The following is a 15609-nucleotide window of genomic DNA, read 5'->3' on the forward strand; positions in this document are numbered from 1 at the left end:
GGTGCTCACGAGTACACCTCCTCCTGCTTGCGGGTCCGGGCGAAGCTGATCGCCGACACCGTCGCCACGATCGCGAAGATGAAGATCGAAACAGCGGCGGCCAGGCCGTACTCGGCGCCCTGGGCGCCGAAGGCCAGCCGGTAGGTGTAGGTGATCAGCAGGTCGGTGGCGCCGGCCGTCGGGTTGTCCGCCGGGAACGGTCCGCCCTCGGAGACGAACTGGATCGCGTTGAAGTTGTTGAAGTTGTACGCGAAGGACGCGATCAGCAGCGGCGAGATCGCCACCAGCAGCAGCGGCATGGTCACCGCGCGGAACGACTGGAACGGCGACGCCCCGTCGACCGAGGTGGCCTCGGTCAGCTCGCGTGGGATGGCCTGCAACGCGCCGGTGGTCACCAGGAACATGTACGGGTAGCCGAGCCAGAGCTGCACCAGCAGCACCGCGAGCCGGGCCGACCAGGTCTCACCGAACCAGTCCACCCCCAGCCCGAACAGGTTGTTGATCAGGCCGAAGTCGGTGTTGAACATGTCCCGCCAGACCAGCAGCATCGCGAAGGACGGCATGGCGTAGGGCAGGATCAGCAGCACCCGGTAGAAGTTGGTGCCCCGCATCCGGGGCGAGTGCAGCGCCAGCGCGATGCCCATGCCGAGCAGGAACGTGAAGCCGGTGGAGCCGAGCGCGAAGGCGAAGTTCCAGATCAGCGTGCCGAAGAACGGGCCGGAGATGGCCGGGTCGGTGAGCACGCTGGCGAAGTTGCGCAGCCCCACGTTGACCTGCCAGCCCTGGGCCAGCCTCTCGCCATCCGCGGCGACGAAGGAGCCGACCTTCCCGTCGGCGGTCCACGTCTTGCCGGTCTCGCTGTCGCGGATGCAGTCGCAGCCCGCGTCGTACGCCCGGATGGCCTTGCCCTCGTAGGCGCGCGACAGGCCGGACGAGCGCAGCGCGCCCCCGGAGGTCGGCACCACCATGTCGGTGATGTCCTTGCTCCGCTTGCTGGCCTCGCCGAAGTTGAGGATCTGGTAGCCGTCGGCGGCGGTGACCTTGCCGCCCGGCGCGACGGTGACGCTGCCGGCGTCGAGCGGGCGCAGGCCCTCGGTGTCGCCGACGGAGACCGCGTTGGTCTGCGGGTCGGTGACCAGGAAGACCAGCGCTCCGGTGGCCGGGTCGCCCTTGGTGGCGACGGTCAGCGGGTACTGGGTCGAGCCGGGGACCTGCGTCACCGAGCCGCTCTGGATGGCGACGATGGCGTCGTCCTTGCTGCCCCGGTGGCCGTCGCCGAAGTTCGTGAAGGCGGTGCTGGCGGTGTAGAGCACCGGGATGATCTGGAACGCCACCAGGAAGAGCGTGCCCGGGATCAGGTACTTGACGGGAATGTGCCGGGGGGTCAGGTAGAGGTAGAAGAGTCCGGCGGTGGTCGCCAGCAGGATCGCCAACCCGACCCAGAGCTCGGCCTCGATGAGCGGGAAGGCCGCCCAGACCGCGATCCCGGCCACGAGGCCGAGCAGGACCACCTTGACGAGCAGGCCGGTCAGGGTGATCGGCGCGTGGTTCCGCGCGGTACGGGACGTGCGCGGGGACCCGGACCGTACGGGCCCCCGGCCCGGGGCCTGCGTGGCAGTCCCCGGGCCGGATGACGACGTGCTCATTACTTGATCTGGCCGGCGATCGTCTTACCGGCTGCGGTGATCGTCTTGGCCGGGTCGGCGCCGCCGATGATGGCGGCCTCCGCCTTGCCGAACGGGTCCCAGATCGCGGCCATGGCCGGGATCGCCGGGAGCACCTGGCCGTTCTTGCCGGCCTCCTGGAACTTGGCCAGGTCCGGGTCGCTGCCCTTGACCTGGTCCAGCGCGGCGGTCAGCGCCGGGGGACGCGGCTCGGCGTTGTAGAGCGCCACGGCGAGGTCCGCGGTGGTCACGTGGTTCGCGACGAACTCCTGCGCCAGGGCCTTGTTCTGACCCTTGGACGCGACGTAGAAGGACTGGACGCCCACGAACGGCTGGGCCTCCTTGCCACCGGCGAAGCCGGGGACCGGGGAGATGTCGTACTTGATGTTGGCCTTCTTGGCGTCGGCGATGGCCCACGGGCCGGAGACCAGGAAGGCGCACTTCTTGCCGGTGAAGGTGGCGATGGAGTTCTCCGGGGTGATGGAGCGCTTCAGCGCACCCTCGCCCTTCTCACCCAGCTTGGCGATCTTCTGGAACGCCGCGATCGACTCCGGCTTGCCCACGCCCAGGTCCTTCGGGTCGTAGTCGCCGTTGGCGGCGGTGCCGAAGAGGTAGCCGCCGGCCGAGGTGTAGAGCGGGTAGATGTGGTAGGCGTCGCCGTTCTGGCCGGACTGGAGGCAGAGGATCTCGCTGGCCTTCTTCTCGGCCTTGAGCTTCTTGCCGGTGGCGACCAGCTCCTCGATGGTCTTCGGCGCCTCGGGGGCCAGCTCGGTGTTGCGGATCAGCGCCAGGTTCTCCATGGCGTAGGGCACGCCGTAGAGCTGGCCGTTGAAGGTCACGGCCTTGACGGCGGTCTCGTTGAAGGCGCTCTTCTGCTCGGCGGCGAGCTGGACCGGGTCGATGGCGCCGTTCTGGACGAGGTTGCCGATCCAGTCGTGCGCGCCGACCACGACGTCGGGGCCGCTGCCCTGCTGCGAGGCGGTGACGAAGTTGGTCTGGAGGTCCTTGGAGACGGCCTGGACGTCGACCGTGACGCCGTTCTCCTGGCCGAACTTCTCGGCGAACGGCTTGAGGGCGGCGGCCCGCTTGTCGTCGGCCCAGATCACCAGCTTGCCGCCGGTGGCGGCCTTGCTGGACTCCTTCGCGGCCGGCTCGTCGTTGCTGTCGCCGCCGCAGCCGGAGGCGGCGAGCGCCAAGCCGAGGACGGCGACCACACCCGCGGTACGGATGCGCATCGGTACTCCTGTCGTCATGGCGGCCCGCCGGGGGAAGGGCGACCCGCCAGTGGAAACCTCTGAAAATTTCTTGCCAACCGGCGCCCGGCGTGCTGCGCCGCTGCTCTCGCGTGTTGCGGGGACGTTAGCAAGGGGTTTCAGAGAATGGAAGGGCTTGCAGAAGTGTACGCAAGAACTTGCCGGTGAGCTAAAGTGCGGGCCATGCGCGCTCGACTGTCCGACATCGCCCAACAGGCCGAAGTCAGCGAGGCCACGGTGTCGCGGGTGCTCAACGACCGCCCGGGAGTGGCCCCCGAGACCCGACAGGCCGTCCTGACCGCCCTCGACGTGCTCGGCTACGAGCGTCCGGCCCGGCTGCGCAAGCGCAGCGCCGGCCTGGTGGGCCTGGTGGTCCCCGAACTGGACAACCCCATCTTTCCCGCGTTCGCGCAGGTGATCGAGTCGACCCTGGCGCAGAGCGGGTTCACCCCCGTGCTGTGCACCCAGACCCCCGGCGGCGTCACCGAGGACGAGTACGTGGAGATGCTGCTGGACCGGCAGGTCTCCGGGATCGTCTTCGTCTCCGGCCTGCACGCCGACACCGCCGCCAACCACGACCGGTACCGGGCCCTGCTCGCCCGCCCGCTGCCCGTCGTGTTGATCAACGGGTACGCGCCGGGCATCCCCGCGCCCTTCGTCTCCTGCGACGACGGCGAGGCCACCGAACTGGCCGTGGCCCACCTGGTGGCGCTCGGGCACCGCCGCATCGGCCTGATCACCGGCCCGGACCGGTTCGTGCCGGTGCAGCGCCGGGTGGCGGGCTTCCGGGCCGCGATGACCCGACTGGCCGGCGCGACCGAGGCCGGCCTCGGCGAGCTGGCCGAGCTCTCCCTCTTCGGCGTGGAGGGCGGCGAGGCGGCCGCCGCGCGGCTGCTGGAGCGCGGCGTCACCGGCATCGTCTGCGGCTCGGACCTGATGGCGCTCGGCGCGATCCGGGCCGCCCGGCAGCGCGGCCTGTCCGTGCCGGCGGACCTCTCGGTGGTCGGCTACGACGACTCCCCGCTGATGGCCTTCACCGACCCGCCGCTGACCACCATGCGCCAGCCGGTGGCCGCGATGGCGGTCGCCGCCGTCCGCGCCCTGGTCGACGAGATCAACGGGCACGCGGCCCCGCACTCGGAGTACGTCTTCCGGCCGGAGCTGGTCGTGCGCGGCTCCACCGCGGTCGCCCCGGCGGGCGGAACCCGGCCGGCCCGGGGCGGCGGCCCGCACCACCAGCGCCCGGCGCCGCCCGCGCTCGCCGTCCCGGCCTGATCGCCCTCGCCGGCCTGATCCCTCCCGCCGGCGGGGCCCGCGCCCGGCGGGTCGGCAGATTCGAGCGCGCGCAGGGGGTGACCGACGTCATTCCTTGCGCAAGAAATGCTTGACTCTTGCAGCATTCGGGCGGCATCCTGCTCAGACAAACCGCGCCGCACACCCGCAGGCACCGGGTGCCGCCGTCCCACGCGCACACAGAAACGGGGAACCGCCTCCGATGACCGTCAGCAACCCCACGCCGACCGCCGACGACGACTGGTGGCGCTCCGCGGTCGTCTACCAGGTCTACGTCCGCAGCTTCGCCGACTCGAACGGCGACGGGATCGGCGACCTGCAGGGCATCCGCGAGCGACTGCCCTACCTGCGTGACCTCGGCGTGGACGCCCTCTGGCTGACCCCCTTCTACACCTCGCCGATGGTCGACGGCGGATACGACGTCGCCGACTACCGCGACGTCGACCCGATGTTCGGCACCCTCGCCGACTTCGACGCGATGATCACCGACGCCCACGCGCTCGGCCTGCGGATCATCGTCGACCTGGTGCCCAACCACACCTCCGACCGGCACCCGTGGTTCCAGGCCGCGCTCGCCGCCGGGCCGGGCTCCGCCGAGCGCGAGCGCTACCTCTTCGCCGACGGCCGGGGCGCCGACGGCGAGCAGCCCCCCAACGACTGGGAGAGCATCTTCGGCGGCCCCGCCTGGACGCGGGTCGACGACGGCCAGTGGTACCTGCACCTGTTCGACCCGGCCCAGCCGGACCTGAACTGGCGCCACCCCGAGGTCCGGGCCGAGTTCGAGGACGTCCTGCGCTTCTGGCTGGACCGGGGCGTGGACGGCTTCCGGATCGACGTGGCGCACGGCATGATCAAGGCCGAGGGGCTGCCGGACGTCGGCTTCAGCACGATGACCACCGGCCAGCGCCAGGTGGAGCTGCTCGGCAAGGGCCGGCTCCCCTACTTCGACCAGGACGAGGTGCACGACATCTACCGCGCCTGGCGGCCGATCCTGGACAGCTACCCGGGCGGCCGGATGGCGGTCGCCGAGGCGTGGGCCGAGACCCCGCAGCGCCTCGCCCGCTACATCGGCCCGGACGAGCTGCACCAGGCGTTCAGCTTCGACTTCCTCGACGCGACCTGGTCGGCCGACTCGTTCCGCAAGGTCATCGACACCGCGCTCGCCGAGTCGACAATCGTCGGCGCGCCGACCACCTGGGTGCTCTCCAACCACGACAAGCAGCGGCACGTCACCCGCTACGGCGACGGCGCGGAGGGGCTGCGCCGGGCCCGGGCGGCCACCCTGCTGATGCTCGCCCTGCCCGGCTGCGCCTACGTCTACCAGGGCGAGGAGCTGGGCCTGCCCGAAGTGCTCGACCTGCCGGACGAGCTGCGCCAGGACCCGGCGTTCCTGCGTACCGGCGAGAGCCGCGACGGCTGCCGGGTGCCGATCCCGTGGAGCGGCGAGCTGGCCCCGTACGGCTTCGGCCCGGCCGGCAGCGAACTGAGCTGGCTGCCGGCGCCCGCGACCTGGCGCGACCTCTCCGTCGCCGCCCAGACCGGCGTGGCCGGCTCGACGCTGGAGCTCTACCGCACCGCCCTGCGGATCCGCCACGAGCACCCGGCCCTGGCCGCCGACGCGGGCGGGGTCACCTGGCTGGAGACCGAGCCGGGCGTGCTCGCCTTCAGCCGCACCGCCGGCGACACCGTGCTGACCTGCGTGGTCAACATCAGCGGTGCCCCGGCCCTGATCGACGGGTACGGCGAGCCGATCGCCGCCAGCGAGCCGCTCACCGGGCAGGGCTCCGGCCACCTGCTCGCGGTCGACGCGGCCGCCTGGTTCGAACGGCGCTGAACGGGTAACCCGTCACCGACCTGGTCGTCCGTTGTGCCCCGCGCCGACGGGCGACTGGGCTACCGACCCCTTGTGGTGGGGGGTGAGGTGGCGTCGGCGCCTCGGGGAGTCCGCTCCCCGGGGCGCCGGCGTCCGTCGGGGGCGGGTGTCGCGCCCGGCCCGCGCGGGTACGACGGGCCCATGGTGGTCCGCGTCACGCAGGACACCCTCAGGCGGAGCCGCCGGGCAGCTTCGCGGCGATGCGGCTGAAGCCGGCCCGCAGCTCGGCCTCGCTGGGCGGGGTGAGCGGCTCGGTGCGGTGGTCCTCCGCGGCCGCCGCCTCCAGCTCGTCGTCGATGGTGTCCTCGAAGTCGCCGTAGAGGTCGGCCTCCTCGATCCGTGCCGTCTCGTCCTCGGCGGCGACCTGCGCGGCGGCGATCTCGTTGCGGATCTGCTCCGCCGACACCGCCGGCAGCAGGGGCTCGACCACCGCCATCAGCTGCTCCTCGGCGACCACGGCCTCGGCGAGCGCCAGGGCGTGCGGCCGCTCGTAGGGGCCGCAGACCACCGGTTCCCACTCGTCGGCGTCGCCGAGCGGACCGAAGGTGATGATCCAGGGCAGGCCGAGCATCGGCGAGTCGTCCGGCAGGTCCAGTGTCACGAGTGCGCCCACGCGCCCATCATCGTCCGTCCCGCCGCGAACGTGGGTGGCATTCGGCCCAATCACCGGACCGGCGACCCGCCGCCCTCGCACGCCCCGATGGCCCGCCGCCCTCGCACGCCCCGCGGGTTCGCCGCCCCCGGCACGGCCCGGCGGTCCGCTGCCCCCCGCACGGACCGACCCCGGCGGTCGCCGCGCCGGACCGACTTGGCGTCGCCGCACCGACCCGGCCGCCGACGGGCCGAGCCCGACCGGCCGGGGCCCCGCCGGAGCGGAGACGGTCAGCCGGCGGCGACGCCGACCTCGGCCTGCCAGCGGGCGGACCAGTCCCGGCGCAGCCGGTCGAGCCCGGCCTCGTCCACACCGTAGGCGCTGACCGTCAGGCTGACCGGTGACACGTCGGCGCCGCCCAGCGGCGCGCCGGCGGCCACCCCGATCAGCGTGCCCTCGGCGTCGACGACGATGCGCTGGCGCGGGCTGTCGTGCCACCGCTCGGCCGGGCCGGCCGCGTCGAGTGCGGCGAGGGCCTGCGCCCCGGTCGCGACCCCCGTCAGGTGGATCGTGCGCCGTCGCCCCGACGGTCGTCGCTCCAGCAGGAAGCGGAGCTGCTCGAAGAAGGTGCGCCAGCCCTCCGTGATCGCGTCCCACGGCTCTCCGCCGCCGGGCGGGGGCAGGACCACGCTCAGCCGCGTGCGGTCGCCCTCGCCCGCCAGCCGGATCTCCTGGCCGGCGGCCATCCCGATGCGGTCCGGCGGGGCGGGACGGGCATGGTCGACGAAGATGAACCGGATCTCGTCGGCCAGGCCCTCGTGCTCCCAGCCGAACCACTGCGGGATCTGGCCCGGCTCGGTCAGCGCCGCCCAGACCCGCTCGGCGGGCACGGCCACTGTCGTCTCGACTACGGTCGTCTGCGCTTCGGCCATCGGTCTCCTCCTGCCGTCGTGGGCGGCGGCCGGGTCCTCCGCCGCGCCGTCAGCCCGGTCGCGCCGCGTCCAGCGCCGCGCGGACCAGGGCGAGCGCCGCCGACGGCGGCACCCCCAACCGGGCGGCCTCGGCGGCGTAGTCGGCCGCCACCCGCTGCAACCGGTCCAGCGCATCATCGCGGCCGGGTGCGACGAAAGTGCCGTGCCGGCCCCGGGTCTCCAGCAGGCCGGCCGCCTCCAGCTCCCGGTAGGCCCGCGCCACGGTGTTGGCCGCCAGCCCCAGGTCCGCCGCGAACTGCCGCACCGTCGGCAGTCGGGTGCCGACGGCCAGCCGGCCCGTCCCGATCAGCTCGGCGAGCTGCCCGCGCAGCTGCTCGTACGGCGGCACCGCCGAACCCTGGTCGATCGAGATCCGCACGCCCGCTCCCCCGTTCATCCGGCCCCGCCCGGGGCGCCGGGATCCGTGTCCGCGTCGAGGTCGGCCGGCGCCGGGCCCTCCGCCAGGTCCACCACGCGGCCGCGCCGGCTGGTGGCGGCGAGCGCCGCGCCGAAGAGCACCAGCTGGTTGAGCAGGTAGAGGTAGAGCAGGAGCCCCACCGCGCCGGCCACCACGGTGTACGCCGGGTTCCGCTCGGTGCGCACCACGTAGTAGCGCCCGACGGTGTTCAGCAACGTGATGCCGACGGCGACGAGCAGCACCACCGGGCGCAGCCGGGACCGGCTCATCCGCAGCCGCGGCACCGCCACCAGCAGCAGGGTGGCGAGCACCGCGTTGACCAGCACGCTGAGCACCGCGCTGATCGTGGTCAGGCCGATCGAGCCGGTGCTGCGCAGCAGGAACCGCAGCAGCGACTCCAGCGCGTCCACCGCCGCCACCGAGACGCCGAGCAGCACGAAGACGACGAGCAGCACGCCGAGGTCGACCAGGCGGCGGACCACCAGGTTGCCGGGCTGCTGGTTGAGCCCGTACATCAACCGCTGCGAGGAGCGGATGGCCTCCACCCAGCCGATGCCGGTGAAGCCCAGGATGATCAGGCCGACCACCCCGACCGTGCCGCTGCTCTCGGCGATCTGCACGGGGTCGAGGAACGGCAGGTTCTCCCGCAGGAAGTCGGCGGCGGCGGCGCTGACCTCGTCGTTGTCCTCCAGGATGGCCCCGAAGATCGAGTACGCGACCAGCGCCAGCGCGAACACCGCGAAGAAGCCGTAGTAGGCGATCGCGGCGGCCAGCCGCCCGCCGAGCACGTCGTTGTAGAGCACGCCGGCCCGCCACAGGTGGTCGGCGGCGGCGGACCGGCGGCGCGCGGCGCTGATCCGTCGGTCGATGCCCGCCTCGACGCGGCCCCACACGTTCACGCCGTCATCCTCGCCGATCTCCCGCGCCCGGGTGGGCAACCGGCCGCCGGCCCTCGCCGGCCCGGCGCGTCGCCGACATCGATCGCCCCGCCGACATCGATCGCCCCGCCGGCACCGATCGCCCCGCCGACATCGATCGCCCCGCCGACATCGGTCGCCCCGCCGGCACCGACGGCTCCGGTGGCCCCGCCGGCACGGGCCGCTGCGGCGCCACCGGTGGCGCCGGGAGGTCAGCCGCCCAGCCGGAAGTCCCGGCGCGGCTGCCACCGGGTCTCCCCGCTGTGCGAGAAGAGGGTGAACGACGCCACCTCGAACATCGCGGAGAAGTCGGCCAGGTCCTCGTACGCCCGGTCGAGTGCCTCCGGCGCGACGTCCTGCGCGACGGTGACGTGCGGGTGGTAGGGAAAGCGTGCCTCGCGGCGTAGCTCCGGGGCGGCGCTGATCGCGGCGGCGAGCAGCTCGCACTCGCTGATCCCGGCGGCCACCGCCACGAAGACCACCTGGGTCACCGGCCGGAAGGTACCGGTGCCGCGCAGGTGCAGGGTGAACGGCAGGTGGGCGGCGGCGACCGCGGTGAGGTGCCGCTCCACCGCCGGCAGCGCCGCCACCGGGATCTCGGTCGGCCCGAGCAGGGTCACGTGCGCGGGCACGACCTGCGGGTCGCCGGCCTCGACCCGGCGGCGGGTGAGCATGCCGCCCCACGGCTCCGGGATGTCCACCGCGATGCCGATCTGGATGGTGTCGCCGGCCTCCGGCGCCCCGTCCCTGCGATCCACGCTCCGCGCCACCCCTCCGGCCACCGACCTGTCCACCCTCACCCGTCGCGTCGCGGCGCTACTCGCCGCGCACCGGCGGGAAGAAGCCCACCCGCTCGTAGACGGCGCGCAGCGTCGCCGAGGCGACCACGCGGGCCTTCTCGGCGCCGGCGGCGAGCAGCTTGTCCAGCTGCGCCGGGTCGTCGAGGTAGGTCCGGGTGCGCTCCTGGATCGGCGTGACGAACTCCCGCACCACCTCGGCGAGGTCCTTCTTCAGGTCGCCGTAGCCCTTGCCGGCGTACGCGGCCACCAGGTCGTCGATGCTCCGCCCGCTCAGCGCGGAGTAGATCGTGAGCAGGTTGGAGATGCCGGCCTTGGTCTCGCTGTCGAAGACGATCTCCCGCCCGGTGTCGGTGACCGCCGAGCGGATCTTCTTGGCCGAGCGGGCCGGATCCTCCAGCAGGTCGATGATGCCGGCGGGCGAGGACGACGACTTCGACATCTTCGCCGTCGGGTCCTGCAGGTCGGTGATCTTCGCGGTGTCCTTGACGATGTGCGGCGCGGGCACCGTGAAGGTCTGCCCGAACAGCGAGTTGAACCGCTGGGCCAGGTCGCGGGAGAGCTCCAGGTGCTGGCGCTGGTCCTCGCCCACCGGCACGGCGTTCGCCTGGTAGAGCAGGATGTCGGCCGCCTGGAGGATCGGGTAGGTGAACAGGCCGACGCTCGCCCGCTCGCCGCCCTGCTTCTGCGACTTGTCCTTGAACTGGGTCATCCGGCTGGCCTCGCCGAAGCCGGTGAGGCAGCCCAGCACCCAGGCGAGCATCGGGTGCTCCGGCACCTGCGACTGGACGAAGAGCGTGCTGCGTTCCGGGTCGAGGCCCACGGCGAACAACTGCGCGGCGGCCAGCCGGGACCGCTGGGTGAGCACCTTCGGGTCGTGCCCGGCGGTGATCGCGTGCAGGTCGACGACGCAGTAGTAGGCGTCGTGGGTGTCCTGCAGGGCCACCCAGTGCCGCACCGCGCCGAGATAGTTGCCGAGGTGGAACGAGTCGGCCGTCGGCTGGATGCCGGAGAAGACGCGGGGGCGGGCGGGAACGTCGGACATGACGGCAATTCTGTCAGCAACGCCGGGCGTACGTCATGACGGGCCGGCGGGTCGGCTGCGACCCACCGGCGCGCGGGTGGTGGCCTCGCGCCGGGGCTCGGGCACGCGCACGGCGGAGACGGTGAGCCGGGCCACCCGGCGCCCCTCCAGCGTGTGCACCCGCAGCAGCCAGCCGCCGGGCGGGGCGTCGGATTCGGGGCCGCCACCGTCGGCCGGGCCGGCGGTCACGGGCACCTCGTCGCCGGGGACGGGGAGCCGCCCCAGCGCCGCCATCACGAAGCCGCCCACTGTCTCGTACGGGCCGGTCGGCAGCGTCACGCCGGTGCGCTCGGCGAAGTCGGCGAGGTTGAGCCGGCCGTCCACCACGGCGGGCAGGCCGGCGTGCACCGGGTCGGGGGCGGTGTCGTACTCGTCGTGGATCTCCCCGATCAGCTCCTCGATCAGGTCCTCCAGGGTGACGATGCCGGCGGTGCCGCCGTACTCGTCGACCACCACGGCGAGGTGGTGGCGTTCCCGGCGCATCTCGCTGAGCGCGGCGAGCACCCGCTTGCTGCCGGGTAGCCGCTTCACCTCGCGGGTCAGCTCGCCGACCGTGGTGCAGGGGTCGAGGTCGGGGCGGAGCAGCACGTCGCGCAGGTGCACGAAGCCGACCACGTCGTCGTGGGTGCCGTCGACGACCGGGTAGCGGGTGTGCGTCTCGGCCCGGACCAGCCGCTCCGCCTCGGCGATGGTCAGCCGGGCGGAGAGGAAGACGACCTCGGTGCGGGGCATCATCACCTCGCGGACCAGGCTCGCGCCCGCGACCAACACCTCGTCGATGATCCGGCGCTCGAACGGGTCGAGCAGGGTGTTGGCGGCGACCAGGTCGCGCAGCTCCGCCTCGCTGATCCGTTCGCGGCCGGCGGCGGGGCTGGCCCCGAGCAGGGCCGTCACCGCGCGGGTGGCGCCGTCGGCGGCGCGGACCACGATCCGGGCGACGGCGCGGGCCAGCGGGCCGGGGTCGCGGCGCGGCCGATTCCGGGCGCGTCGACGCAGCCCGGGACCACCCGCCTCCCGCATGACAGTGATGGTAGACAGCGCGGGGCCGCCCGGCGCGACATGTTTGCCTCTGTTCGAGCATGAAAGATTATGATGGAATGACCGGGGCGCGGCCGGGTGCGCGGCGACGGCGGGCGGGAGCACGACGACCGGCCTTAGGGTGATCACGACACGGGTCGCGACCGGGCGGCCGGGCGGGAGGAGACCGACGTGAAACTGCTCGTCACCGGCGGCGCCGGCTTCATCGGCAGCGTGGTGACCCGGATGCTGCTCGACGCCGGCCACGAGGTGGTGGTCCTCGACGACCTGCGCACCGGTCACCGGGAGGCGCTCGCGCCCGACGCCACGCACGTCGACGCCGCCGTCCACGACGCCGCCCGGGTGCTCACCCCGCAGGCCGGCTTCGACGGGGTGCTGCACTTCGCCGCCCTCATCGCCGCCGGCGAGTCGATGGTCCGGCCCGAGCTCTACTGGCACACCAACACCGTCGGCACCATCGCCCTGATCGACGCCGTCCGCGCCGCGGGCGTGCCCCGGCTGGTCTTCTCCTCCACCGCCGCGGTCTACGGCAACCCCACCGAGCTGCCGATCCCGGAGACCGCCGTGAAGGCCCCCACCAACACGTACGGGGCCACCAAGCTCGCCGTCGACATGGCGCTCACCTCCGAGGCGATCGCCCACGGCCTGGCCGCCGTCTCGCTGCGCTACTTCAACGTCGCCGGGGCCCACCTCGACGGCGACGTCGCGCTCGGCGAGCGGCACGACCCGGAGACCCACCTGATCCCGATCGCGCTGGAGGTGGCCGCCGGCCGACGCGAGAAGCTCCAGCTCTTCGGCGACGACTACCCCACCGTCGACGGCACCTGCGTGCGCGACTACATCCACGTCGCCGACCTGGCCCGCGCCCACCTGCTCGCGCTCGACGCGGCGACCGCCGGCCAGCACCGGATCTACAACCTGGGCAACGGCAACGGCTTCACCAACCGCCAAGTGGTCGACGTCGTCCGCGAGGTCACCGGGCACCCGGTGCCGGTCGAGGTGGCCCCGCGCCGCGAGGGCGACCCCGCCGAGCTGGTCGCCTCGTCGGCCCTGGCCCGCGCGGAGCTGGGCTGGGAGCCGCGCAAGCCGACCCTGCACGACATGGTCGGCGACGCCTGGGCCTTCTACCGCACGCACGTCCTGGAACGCCGGTGACCGACGTCGCGGCCCGCGCCGCCGCCGGCTTCCGCTCGACGTACGGCGGGGAGCCCGCCGGCCGCTGGGCGGCTCCCGGCCGGGCCAACCTGATCGGCGAGCACACCGACTACAACGACGGCTTCGTCCTCCCCTTCGCCCTGCCGCTGCGCACCGTGGCCGCCGCCGCCGGCCGGCCCGGGCAGCACTGGACGGTCTGGTCCGAGCTGTCCGGCGAGACGATCGACTTCGGCGCCGACGAGGTCGCCGGGCCGGGCCGGGTCACCGGCTGGGGCGCGTACGTGGCCGGGGTGGTCTGGGCGCTGCGGGAGGCGGGGCACGCGGTGCCCGGCGCCCGGCTGGCGATCGCCTCCGACGTGCCGCTCGGCTCCGGCCTGTCCTCCTCGGCGGCGCTGGAGGCCGCCGTGCTGGCCGCCCTGGTCGACCTCGGCGGGCTGGACCTGCCCGCCGAGCGGCAGCCCCGGTTGGCCCAGCGGGCCGAGAACGCCTACGTCGGGGCGCCGACCGGGATCATGGACCAGTCGGCGGTGATCCGCTGCGGCGCCGGGCACGCGCTCTTCCTCGACTGCCGCGACGAGTCGGTCGAGCAGGTCCCGTTCGACCTGGACGCCGCCGGCCTGGCCGTGCTCGTGGTCGACAGCCGGGCCCCGCACCGGCACGCCGACGGCGAGTACGCCGACCGCCGCACCTCCTGCGAGGCGGCCGCCCGGCTGCTCGGCGTGCCCGCCCTGCGCGACGTCCCCGTCGACGGGCTGGCCGACGCGCTGGCCCGGCTCGACGACGCGGAGACCCGCCGCCGGGTGCGGCACGTGGTCACCGAGAACCAGCGCGTGCTCGACACCGTCGCCCTGCTGCGCGCCGGCAGCGTACGGGAGATCGGCCCGCTGCTCACCGCCTCGCACGCCTCGATGCGCGACGACTTCGAGATCACGGTGCCGGAGGTCGACACGGCCGTCGAGGCGGCCCTGTCGGCCGGCGCCCTCGGCGCGCGGATGACCGGCGGCGGCTTCGGCGGCTGCGTCCTCGCCCTGGTCGACGCCGGCCAGGCCGATCCGGTCGCCGCCGCCGTCACGGCCGCGTACGCCGAACGCGGCTTCGCCGCACCCGGCCACGTCACCGTCCTGCCCGGGCCCGGAGCGACCCGGCTGGACTGACCGCGCGTCGCCGGGCCGGCTCGGCGCGCGCGGCCGAGCGGAGCCCACGTCGCGGCCGGCTCGGACCGGGCGGAGCGCGCGTCGCGGCCGGACTGAGCGCGCGACCTGGCCGGGCGGAGCGCGTCGCGGCCGGCCCGGCGCGCGTCGCCGGGCCCCCGGCACGGCGGCCGCCGCCCGGCCCCGGGGGTGCACCGTCCCGTCACGACGGTCGGTAGGGTGTGTGCCCGCCGAGGATCCCGACGGGGAGGGAGACGACGTGAGCGATGCCGGAATCGTCGCGCAGGAGCGGGCGCAGGCCCTCAGTGGCGTCGGGCGACATGCCGAGGCGGCGCAGGTGCTGCGCGGCGCGCTGGCCGAGCAGCCCCACCACGTCGGGTTGATGGTGGCGCTGGCCCGCTGTCACCGGTCCGTGGGCCAGTTGGCCGAGGCCATGCGCCTGGTGGACCAGGCCCTCGGCGTCGCCCGCGCCCAGGAGCACCTGCTCGCCGAGAAGGCCCGGATCCTGCTGGCGGCCGGGCAGGCAGGCTACGCGGCGGCCGCCGCCCAGCGGGCCCTGGAACTCGCGCCGCAGTCGTGGGAGGCCCACGCGCTCTTCGCGGAGGCGCTGCTGACCATGGGCAACCCCACCCGCGTCGTGGTCGCCCGCCGGCACGCCGACACCGCGCGGCAGATCCGCCGGGACATCCCCGACGTACACCTGCTGGACGCCCGGATCCACCTGCGGATGGGCCGGCTCCGGGCGGCCCGGGAGGCCTGCCGGCAGGCCCTCGCCCTGGACCCGGCCTACGAGCCGGCCCTGGCCCTGCTCGCGCGCATGGAGGCGGCGCGGGACCGGGTCGGCCGCGCCGCCCGGGGGTACACCGACGCCCTGACCGCCGACCCCCAGGCCCGCGGTTCCGCCGTGGCGCACGAGGCGGTCACCGCGGCCCTGTGCTGGCGGCTGTTCGACGCGGCGGCGCTGGCCGGCGTCGGTCACTGGGCGTTGTTCGCGCTGGTCGACGCAGGGCGGCCCGGACGGCTCGCCGTCGCCGCGGCCCTCCTGGCGGTCGTCGCCGGCGCGATCCTGCCGGTCTGGCGCCGGCAGCCGCCCGCGGTCCGGCTCCAGCTCCGCCGCCAGCTCGGTTCGGCGTCCGTCGTGCTGTGCCTGGCGCTGACCACGGCGGCGCTCGGCGGGCTGGTCCTCAGCGGCCTCGCCCCCGGCAGGGACACCCCCGCCGGCGGGGCGGCCGCGCTGCTGCTGCTCCCGGCCGGCGCGGTCCTCGCCTTCCGCGCCTGGCGGCAGCTCAAGCGCCGGGCCGTCCCGGTGGTCCGCTGGGTCGGCTACCGGATCTGGACCCGCCTCGTGGCCCGCGCGAACGCGCCGGCCCCGGCCGCCACCGGCGCACCGCCACGCGTCTAGG

General features: G+C 74.2%; 14 protein-coding genes. 5 read left to right on the forward strand and 9 right to left on the reverse strand.

Going from position 1 to position 15609, the window contains the following annotated elements; translation table 11 throughout:
* Positions 1-5 precede the first annotated feature (5 nt).
* Both ACWENR_RS03090 and ACWENR_RS03095 read right to left on the reverse strand, forming a co-directional pair.
* Positions 6-1646, reverse strand: a complete 1641-nt coding sequence (locus ACWENR_RS03090) for an ABC transporter permease subunit (RefSeq protein ID WP_452275401.1) — start codon at positions 1644-1646, stop codon at positions 6-8.
* A complete protein-coding gene (locus tag ACWENR_RS03095) occupies positions 1646-2899 on the reverse strand; it encodes a sugar ABC transporter substrate-binding protein (protein WP_452275402.1) in 1254 nt (417 codons plus the stop codon). Before ACWENR_RS03095 ends, ACWENR_RS03090 begins: the two co-directional genes overlap by 1 nt.
* A gap of 201 nt (positions 2900-3100) precedes the next feature.
* Between ACWENR_RS03095 and ACWENR_RS03100 the strand changes: the two genes are divergently transcribed.
* Complete coding sequence (locus ACWENR_RS03100; protein WP_452275403.1) at positions 3101-4192, forward strand: LacI family DNA-binding transcriptional regulator; 1092 nt, start codon at positions 3101-3103, stop codon at positions 4190-4192.
* Positions 4193-4412: 220 nt separating this feature from the next.
* On the forward strand, positions 4413-6044 hold the full coding sequence (locus ACWENR_RS03105; protein ID WP_452275404.1) for a glycoside hydrolase family 13 protein: 1632 nt from the start codon (positions 4413-4415) through the stop codon (positions 6042-6044).
* A gap of 208 nt (positions 6045-6252) precedes the next feature.
* Here ACWENR_RS03105 and ACWENR_RS03110 read toward each other — a convergent pair whose 3' ends face one another.
* The 7 genes from ACWENR_RS03110 to ACWENR_RS03140 all read right to left on the reverse strand — a co-directional run bounded on the left by ACWENR_RS03110 (position 6253) and on the right by ACWENR_RS03140 (position 11882).
* Entirely contained in the window at positions 6253-6696 is a 444-nt protein-coding gene (locus ACWENR_RS03110; RefSeq protein WP_452275405.1) for a hypothetical protein, read from the reverse strand.
* 269 nt (positions 6697-6965) lie between these two features.
* Positions 6966-7607, reverse strand: a complete 642-nt coding sequence (locus ACWENR_RS03115; protein ID WP_452275406.1) for an activator of HSP90 ATPase — start codon at positions 7605-7607, stop codon at positions 6966-6968.
* Positions 7608-7656: 49 nt separating this feature from the next.
* Positions 7657-8025: a GntR family transcriptional regulator gene (locus ACWENR_RS03120; protein WP_452275407.1), complete on the reverse strand. Its 369-nt coding sequence runs from the start codon at positions 8023-8025 to the stop codon at positions 7657-7659.
* 14 nt (positions 8026-8039) lie between these two features.
* On the reverse strand, positions 8040-8963 hold the full coding sequence (locus ACWENR_RS03125; protein WP_452275408.1) for a YihY/virulence factor BrkB family protein: 924 nt from the start codon (positions 8961-8963) through the stop codon (positions 8040-8042).
* Positions 8964-9193: 230 nt separating this feature from the next.
* On the reverse strand, positions 9194-9775 hold the full coding sequence (locus ACWENR_RS03130) for a 2'-5' RNA ligase family protein (RefSeq protein ID WP_452275409.1): 582 nt from the start codon (positions 9773-9775) through the stop codon (positions 9194-9196).
* Positions 9776-9797: 22 nt separating this feature from the next.
* Entirely contained in the window at positions 9798-10823 is a 1026-nt protein-coding gene (trpS, locus tag ACWENR_RS03135) for a tryptophan--tRNA ligase (RefSeq protein WP_452275410.1), read from the reverse strand.
* Positions 10824-10856: 33 nt separating this feature from the next.
* Positions 10857-11882, reverse strand: coding sequence for a hemolysin family protein (locus ACWENR_RS03140; protein WP_452275411.1), 1026 nt, complete (start codon positions 11880-11882; stop codon positions 10857-10859).
* A gap of 189 nt (positions 11883-12071) precedes the next feature.
* Between ACWENR_RS03140 and galE the strand changes: the two genes are divergently transcribed.
* The 3 genes from galE to ACWENR_RS03155 all read left to right on the forward strand — a co-directional run bounded on the left by galE (position 12072) and on the right by ACWENR_RS03155 (position 15608).
* Positions 12072-13055, forward strand: coding sequence for a UDP-glucose 4-epimerase GalE (gene galE, locus ACWENR_RS03145; protein ID WP_452275412.1), 984 nt, complete (start codon positions 12072-12074; stop codon positions 13053-13055).
* Entirely contained in the window at positions 13052-14209 is a 1158-nt protein-coding gene (gene galK / locus ACWENR_RS03150) for a galactokinase (protein ID WP_452275413.1), read from the forward strand. Before galE ends, galK begins: the two co-directional genes overlap by 4 nt.
* A gap of 256 nt (positions 14210-14465) precedes the next feature.
* A complete protein-coding gene (locus ACWENR_RS03155) occupies positions 14466-15608 on the forward strand; it encodes a tetratricopeptide repeat protein (protein WP_452275414.1) in 1143 nt (380 codons plus the stop codon).
* Position 15609 lies beyond the last annotated feature (1 nt).

The organism is Micromonospora sp. NPDC004336 (genome assembly GCF_053602615.1).